Origin of the sequence: Microcystis sp. M53598_WE2 (genome assembly GCF_030067735.1) — a bacterium.
Classification (GTDB): domain Bacteria; phylum Cyanobacteriota; class Cyanobacteriia; order Cyanobacteriales; family Microcystaceae; genus Microcystis; species Microcystis aeruginosa.
Map to the genome: position 1 here is coordinate 1 of NZ_JASJFE010000424.1, position 6,611 is coordinate 6,611.

At 41.8% G+C, this 6,611-nt stretch carries 6 protein-coding genes and 1 pseudogene; 6 read left to right on the forward strand and 1 reads right to left on the reverse strand.

What is annotated here, in order from left to right; genetic code table 11:
* Positions 1-12: 12 nt before the first annotated feature.
* From PX636_RS08965 to PX636_RS08985, 5 genes and pseudogenes are all read left to right on the forward strand, one after another.
* A pseudogene (locus PX636_RS08965) lies at positions 13-1,023 on the forward strand (adenine-specific methyltransferase EcoRI family protein).
* A gap of 274 nt (positions 1,024-1,297) precedes the next feature.
* Entirely contained in the window at positions 1,298-1,600 is a 303-nt protein-coding gene (locus tag PX636_RS08970; RefSeq protein ID WP_288116801.1) for a hypothetical protein, read from the forward strand.
* Positions 1,581-1,955, forward strand: a complete 375-nt coding sequence (locus tag PX636_RS08975) for a type II toxin-antitoxin system PemK/MazF family toxin (RefSeq protein ID WP_172968156.1) — start codon at positions 1,581-1,583, stop codon at positions 1,953-1,955. Before PX636_RS08970 ends, PX636_RS08975 begins: the two co-directional genes overlap by 20 nt.
* A gap of 362 nt (positions 1,956-2,317) precedes the next feature.
* Positions 2,318-2,593: a hypothetical protein gene (locus PX636_RS08980; protein WP_002752671.1), complete on the forward strand. Its 276-nt coding sequence runs from the start codon at positions 2,318-2,320 to the stop codon at positions 2,591-2,593.
* On the forward strand, positions 2,590-3,003 hold the full coding sequence (locus PX636_RS08985; RefSeq protein ID WP_004268924.1) for a type II toxin-antitoxin system VapC family toxin: 414 nt from the start codon (positions 2,590-2,592) through the stop codon (positions 3,001-3,003). Before PX636_RS08980 ends, PX636_RS08985 begins: the two co-directional genes overlap by 4 nt.
* 353 nt (positions 3,004-3,356) lie before the next feature.
* On the opposite strand, the gene PX636_RS08990 is transcribed toward PX636_RS08985, so the two are convergent.
* A complete protein-coding gene (locus PX636_RS08990) occupies positions 3,357-4,364 on the reverse strand; it encodes a Gfo/Idh/MocA family protein (protein WP_288116802.1) in 1,008 nt (335 codons plus the stop codon).
* A gap of 84 nt (positions 4,365-4,448) precedes the next feature.
* Here PX636_RS08990 and PX636_RS08995 point away from each other — a divergent pair, with 84 nt between their 5' ends.
* Positions 4,449-6,488: a hydantoinase/oxoprolinase family protein gene (locus tag PX636_RS08995; RefSeq protein ID WP_288116805.1), complete on the forward strand. Its 2,040-nt coding sequence runs from the start codon at positions 4,449-4,451 to the stop codon at positions 6,486-6,488.
* Positions 6,489-6,611: the final 123 nt, after the last annotated feature.

Sequence of the window (6,611 nt, forward strand, 5' to 3'; positions counted from 1 at the left end):
AAAAGGTTGAACATGGCAAGAAATGCGACAAATAAATTATTGCAAAATGCTAAAAAATTAAAAAGTGACGAGTTTTATACACAACTTTCAGATATAGAAAGTGAGTTGCAACACTATAAAAGTCATTTTGAAAATAAAGTAGTTTATTGCAATTGCGATGACCCCCGAATTAGTAACTTTTTAAAGTATTTTGCCGCAAACTTTAAAAAATTAGGTCTAAAAAAAATCATAACATCTTGTTATCGAGAACAAGTGAGAGATTTATTTAATACAGAAGAAGATGAAAAGGGTTTTTTCTTTGAATATACAGGTACAGAGAGAGAAAAAAATAAACCTAGTTCAACTGACATTGTTTACTTTAATGGGGATGGGGATTTTCGTAGTCCTGAAAGTATTGAACTATTAAAAAAGTCCGATATTGTTGTGACTAATCCCCCATTTTCATTATTCAGAGAATATGTAGCTCAATTAGTTAAATACGACAAAAAGTTTTTGATAATTGGCAATATTAATGCAATAACCTATCAAGAAATTTTCAAACTAATTAAAGAAGACAAAGCGTGGTTAGGAATAAATCTTGGTAGAGGTATTTCTGGTTTTATTGTTCCCGAACAATAGGAACTTTATGGAACAGAGGCTCGTATTGACAATTCTGGAAATAGAATAGTTTCTCCAAATAATTGTTTATGGTTAACCAACTTAGACACATCAAAACGACAGGAAGATATGGCTCTCACAAAAAGATATTTTGGCAATGAAGCTGAATATCCAAAATATGACAATTATGATGGAATTAATGTCAATAAAACCCAAGACATTCCCTTAGACTTCAAGGGGGTTATGGGTGTACCAATAACATTTTTACATAAATTCAATCCCGACCAATTTGAAATAATTAAATTCAGGAAAGGGAATGATGATAAAGATTTATCAGTAAATGGGAAATGTCCGTATTTTAGAATACTAATCAAGAATAAACGAATACAAACTGAATATATTGATTTAACTGACAAAGAAAGATAAGGTATAACAAATCGTTGTACCTGACATTTTTCCGCTACGATCCAAAATGTCGGTGAAATCGATCGTTATGCTCCAAACTTAGTGCGATGTCGAAGGCACTGCTACGCAATGCGATCGCCATCGCCGTAGGGTGCGTTCCCTAATCTGGCTCCTACTACTCCACTAATAGATTTTGGGGAACGCACCATGCACATTGATTGAAACTGTGGGTTAAAGTGCGGTCGCCGATCTTAATAAGCTATATTAACAACAATACTTAAAGAGAAGGCTTAAAATGGTTAAATCAACTTTGTACACGACAGCAAAAGTCCTACCGGGAAATAGAATTGAAATTGAATCTCCAGAGCTGACTGTAGGACAAACTGTTGAGGTGGTTATTTTGGTTGAAGAAGTTAGTTCTGATTATTCCACCACCGAATATATCTCTCCATCCTTAAAACAGCGTCTTGCTTTTCTGAAGTTACCAATGACTGAACGGAGGAATATTCTCAAAAGTCAAGCCGATATAATGCTCTCTCACTATCAACAAGATTCTGAATGGCAGCAGTTAATGGCAGGTGACATCATTGAGTATTAACCCTGAGCTGCCAAAACGTGGAGAAATTTGGTTAGTCAACTTCGATCCTACTGTTGGTGCAGAAATCAAAAAATTGCGTCCTGCTGTCGTCATCAGTTCCGATTCAGTAGGAAAGCTTCCTATCAAGCTTATTGCTCCTATTACAGACTGGAAAACATATTTTTCAGCAAATTTCTGGCACGTTAAAATTGAACCTAACAGTATCAATGGATTGAATAAAGCTTCTGCAATTGATACTCTTCAACTAAGGGGGGTGGATTTACAAAGGTTTATTCGTAAATTAGGAAGCGTTTCTGAAATTACAATACTGGAAATTGTAGCCGCCATTGCTACTGTAATCGAATTTGAGATCTAACAAATCATTGCACCCGACTAATAAAAAGCGACTGATGCTGGAAAATAGACCAAAATGGCGGGTGAATTCAGCTGGTAGGGTGCGTTCCCTAATGCAAGTCCTACTACTCCAGCGATCGATTTTGGGGAACGCACCATGCACATTGATGGAAACTGTGGATTTAAGTGCGATGTCGAAGGCACTGCGTAGCAGTACACCGCTCTGGTGGGTTAGGTTAACGGCAGACCCCCAACTGTGATCTTTGACTTCATGCCAATTTGTGCGGACTGTATTCAGGTGTTACCTGCTGTGATAGTTAGTAAGTGAGCCTGTTCGTTGAGTTGAGGAGTAAAATAGGAGAAGTCCTAATCTAAGATTTAGTAATGGATAGAAGCATTATAGAACGGCAACCGCTACTTGAAGCAGTCAAGGCTCTCCCTGATGAGGCTTTAGTGGAACTGTCTAATTTTCTGGACTATCTTCGCTATAAAGCAGCCCATCAAAGAGAACTGACCACTCATTCTTCTAGTTTTCTGCTTGCAGTTGCAGGTTTAGGCAACTCTGGTCAACAGGATATTTCAGAACGTGATGAAGAGATTCTAGGCAATGAGATTGATCCGGTGTCCGGCTGGAATCTTAACCCAAGCAATTCAGTATGACGGCGATACTTGACACCAGTTTTTTGTTTGCCTTGACCGATCAGGGCGATCGCAATCATCAACGGGTGTTGGCTATTGCTCAAAGCGTGAATGAGCCATTGGTTCTACCTGTCGTTGTCCTGCCTGAGGTCTGCTATCTGATTGCATCAAGATTGAGCCACCAAGCAATGCGCCGTTTTGTATCCAGTATGACACCTGATGCGGTTCAAGTTGAACCTGTAATCCCAGAAGACTTGGTACGAGTGCATGAGATATTGGAACAATATGCTGACAATCAGCTTGACTTTACAGATGCAGCGATCATTGCCATAGCTGAAAGGCTTACTATTACTCGCGTTTACACACTTGATCGCCGAGATTTTTCGATTATTCGTCCAAGTCACTGCGATTACTTTGAGTTATTTCCTTGAACCACCAGCTAACACTGCGTGGCAGCGGACGGTCGCAATTCGTCGCTGCCGAGCTTGCTTTCTAATGCCGTCGCTGATTTGAGCCGTTAGCGATCGAGCGCGCTACGCACCGATCGGGTTCTGGACTTCCCCATTGACAAAAAGCCATAACCTGTGCTGCAGGAAGGATTAACAGAATTTCCGATACCCCCTTACTGGGTACAAATTAAGAAAACCTCTAATAAATCTAACGCCGTACAAACTCCTCGTCAATAGCAAATCAGGTTATACTTCACACCCCACACCCCACACCCCACACCCTACCCCCACGAAAAACTTTTTCAGCAGACCCTACCTATCGATCCCATTTTTACCTATTCTAAGCGCACAATCTCTCCACCTCTGGCTAGAGATAATTCTGCTGCCTGGAGGATTTTGACTAATTCCGTCCCTACCGATCCCGAAGATACAGGAGAATTGACACCCGTAGCCACCGACTCTAAAAAATGTTCGCACAATGCTTTTAGGGGTTCACCATCGGCAATAGGGATAGATTCCGTCTCCTGTCCCCGGGGAATAAAATAGGCTTCCTGACGCTCAAAATGGCCCTTTTGTCGGGTTAAAGGCGATCGAGCGTCTAATTCATTAAAAATTAAAGTCCCTTCGCTGCCAACTATCCCTAAACGTCGCTGTTTATCGGGATTCAACCAACAAAGGTGAATAGTCGCTTGAAAACCATCGCCATAGATCAGGGTTAACCAGACTAAATCGGCTAGATTAGGTTGTAGCCAGAAGGTTCCCCTTGCCTGTACTAATACAGGAGTACTATTTAGCCAATGATTAAAAATCGAGATATCGTGAATAGCCAGATCCCACAAAGCGGACACATCCTGACGAACTGGCCCCAGGTGGGTGCGAGTGGCATAACCATAAAGAGGTTTACCGATACCCCCGGATTGCAGGACTTTTTGTCCAGTGATAACGGCCGGATGAAAAAGATAGGTATGATCAACTAATAAAATACGCTGTTTTTTAGCCGCTAATGCCGTTAATTCGGCACATTCTTGGGGATTGAGGGTTAAGGGTTTTTCGGCGAGGACGTGATAACCTAAATTAAGAGCATCTTTAATCAGGGGATAATGACTGATGGCGGGAGTAACGACGACCACAGCCGAGATTTCGGGGTGATTGCGAATAGATTCCCAGTCATTGGCTAAAATAACCTTATTAGTATCGAGATTAAATTGATCGCGACAGAGACGGAGTTTTTCGGGGGAGGAGTCAACGATCGCCACTACTTGTGCTGAGGGATGTTGAGAAAAATGACGGACGTAATGCACTCCCCAACGTCCTACCCCTAAGATAGCGATTCCTGTGGACATTTTGCTTACTCAGATAGATCAATCTAGTTTATTTTAAAAGGATTAGGCGCAATTGTTAATTGATTCTGAGAACTGGAAGGGATTATGTTAAAATTTTTTATCGATCGAGGGGGAACTTTTACCGATATAGTGGCGATAATCGATCGACCAGAAATTATTGAACGACTAGCTAGAGATGCCGCTAGATTTCTGATTGTTCCCCTTGCCGATCAACAGTGGATTGTTCTCTATAAACTGCTCTCGGAGAATCCCGAAAAATACCCAGATGCAGTCATTCAAGGGATCAAAGATATTAGCGGTTCCCTAGATAACATCGAAGTGATCAAAATGGGAACAACGGTAGCCACCAATGCGCTGTTAGAAAGAAAAGGAGAGCGCACGGTTTTGTTAATCACCAAAGGTTTTAAAGATGCCTTGAGAATTGGCTATCAAAATCGCCCCGATATTTTTGCACGTCAAATTATTCTTCCTTCTTTATTATACGAACAAGTTATCGAAGTGGCCGAACGCTACGATCGTCAAGGACAAGAATTAATCGCCGTTAATCCCGCCCAAGTTAAAGCCGATTTAATACCAGTTTATCAAGCGGGTATCCGAAGTTGTGCGATTGTTTTTATGCACGGTTATCGTTATCCCGACCACGAAAAACAAGTGGCAGCTATTGCCGAAGAAATCGGCTTTACTCACCTAGCCATTTCCCACCAAGTCAGTCCTTTAATGAAACTGGTATCCCGGGGAGATACCACGGTAGTTTCTGCCTATCTATCGCCAATTTTACGCCGCTATGTTGATAGTATTAGCCAGCAATTACCGAAAACTAGCTTGTTATTTATGAAATCCGATGGCGGTTTAGTCACCGCCGATAAATTTCAGGGTAAAGATAGTATTTTATCTGGTCCTGCGGGGGGAATAGTCGGGGCAGTACAAACCAGTTTAAGGGCGGGATTTAGCAAAATTATCAGTTTTGATATGGGAGGAACTAGCACCGATGTTTCTCATTTTCAAGGGGAATACGAGCGCCAAACAGATAACGAAATTGCCGGCGTAAGAATGCGAGCGCCGATGTTAAGTATTCACACCGTGGCCGCTGGTGGGGGTTCAATTTTAGTCTATGATGGTTATCGTTTTCGGGTCGGACCAGAAAGTGCCGGAGCTAATCCGGGACCTGCCTGTTATCGACGGGGTGGCCCATTAACAATTACCGATGCTAATGTTTTGTTAGGAAAAATTCAAGCTGCCTATTTTCCTGCTATTTTTGGACAAGAAGGAAATTTACACATAGATAGAGAGATTGTGCTGACAAAGTTTCAAGAATTGGCGGCAACAATGGGGGGTAATAATAGTCCTGAACTGCTGGCTGCGGGGTTTATTCAAATTGCCGTGGAAAATATGGCTAATGCGATTAAAAAAATCTCTCTACAAAAGGGTTATGATCTCAGTGATTATACTCTTTGTACCTTTGGCGGTGCCGGGGGTCAAGTGGCCTGTTTAATTGCCGATACTCTGGGAATGAAAAGTATTTTTCTCCATCCCTATGCCGGGGTTTTAAGCGCCTACGGCATGGGTTTGGCCGATTTGAGGGTAATTAAAGAAAAAGCGATCGAACAGGGGTTAAATGCCGATTTAATCGGGCAGTTGCTCACGGAAATGAACGAATTAGAAGTTTTAGCGGGTCGGGAATTAGAGGATTATAATCGGGTGCGGCAGCAAGTTAGTTTAAAATATCAAGGCAGTGATGCCACTTTAGCGGTTAATTTTAGCGATCAAATGCGTCAGGATTTTGAACGGGAACATCAAAGACGTTATGGGTTTAAGCAAGAACAAAAAGCTTTAATTGTTGAGTCGATTGCCGTGGAATTGATCCAGACTATGGACAGTCCCAAAGAAGCAATTTTAACTCGCTCCCGTCCGATGGGAGAATTACCTCCTATCCTCGATCGAGTAGTGGTTTTTATGGCTAATCAATGGCGGGAAACGCCAATTTATCAGCGTTCAGATCTGCAACCTTTTGATTGTCTGACAGGACCCGCAATTATTATCGAAAAAATTAGCACGATTGTGATTGAACCGGGTTGGATGGCAAAATTAACGGAGAAAAATCATTTAATTCTCTCCAAAGATTAACTAGGGTTTGCGGCAAAAAGTTTTTCGTGGGGGTAGGGTGTGGGGTGTGGGGTGTGGGGTGTGGGGTTTTACCAGTTTTGAGGTGGCCAATTACCTAATTTTCAGGGAAAAAGTGCCTAAATT

What these genes read in the sequence shown, in the direction of transcription:
- PX636_RS08985 (WP_004268924.1), top strand. Translation starts at nt 2,590, where the DNA reads ATGACGGCGATACTTGACACCAGTTTTTTGTTTGCCTTGACCGATCAG.
- PX636_RS08995 (WP_288116805.1), top strand. Translation starts at nt 4,449, where the DNA reads ATGTTAAAATTTTTTATCGATCGAGGGGGAACTTTTACCGATATAGTG.
- PX636_RS08980 (WP_002752671.1), top strand. Translation starts at nt 2,318, where the DNA reads ATGGATAGAAGCATTATAGAACGGCAACCGCTACTTGAAGCAGTCAAG.
- PX636_RS08990 (WP_288116802.1), bottom strand. Translation starts at nt 4,364, where the DNA reads ATGTCCACAGGAATCGCTATCTTAGGGGTAGGACGTTGGGGAGTGCAT.
- PX636_RS08970 (WP_288116801.1), top strand. Translation starts at nt 1,298, where the DNA reads ATGGTTAAATCAACTTTGTACACGACAGCAAAAGTCCTACCGGGAAAT.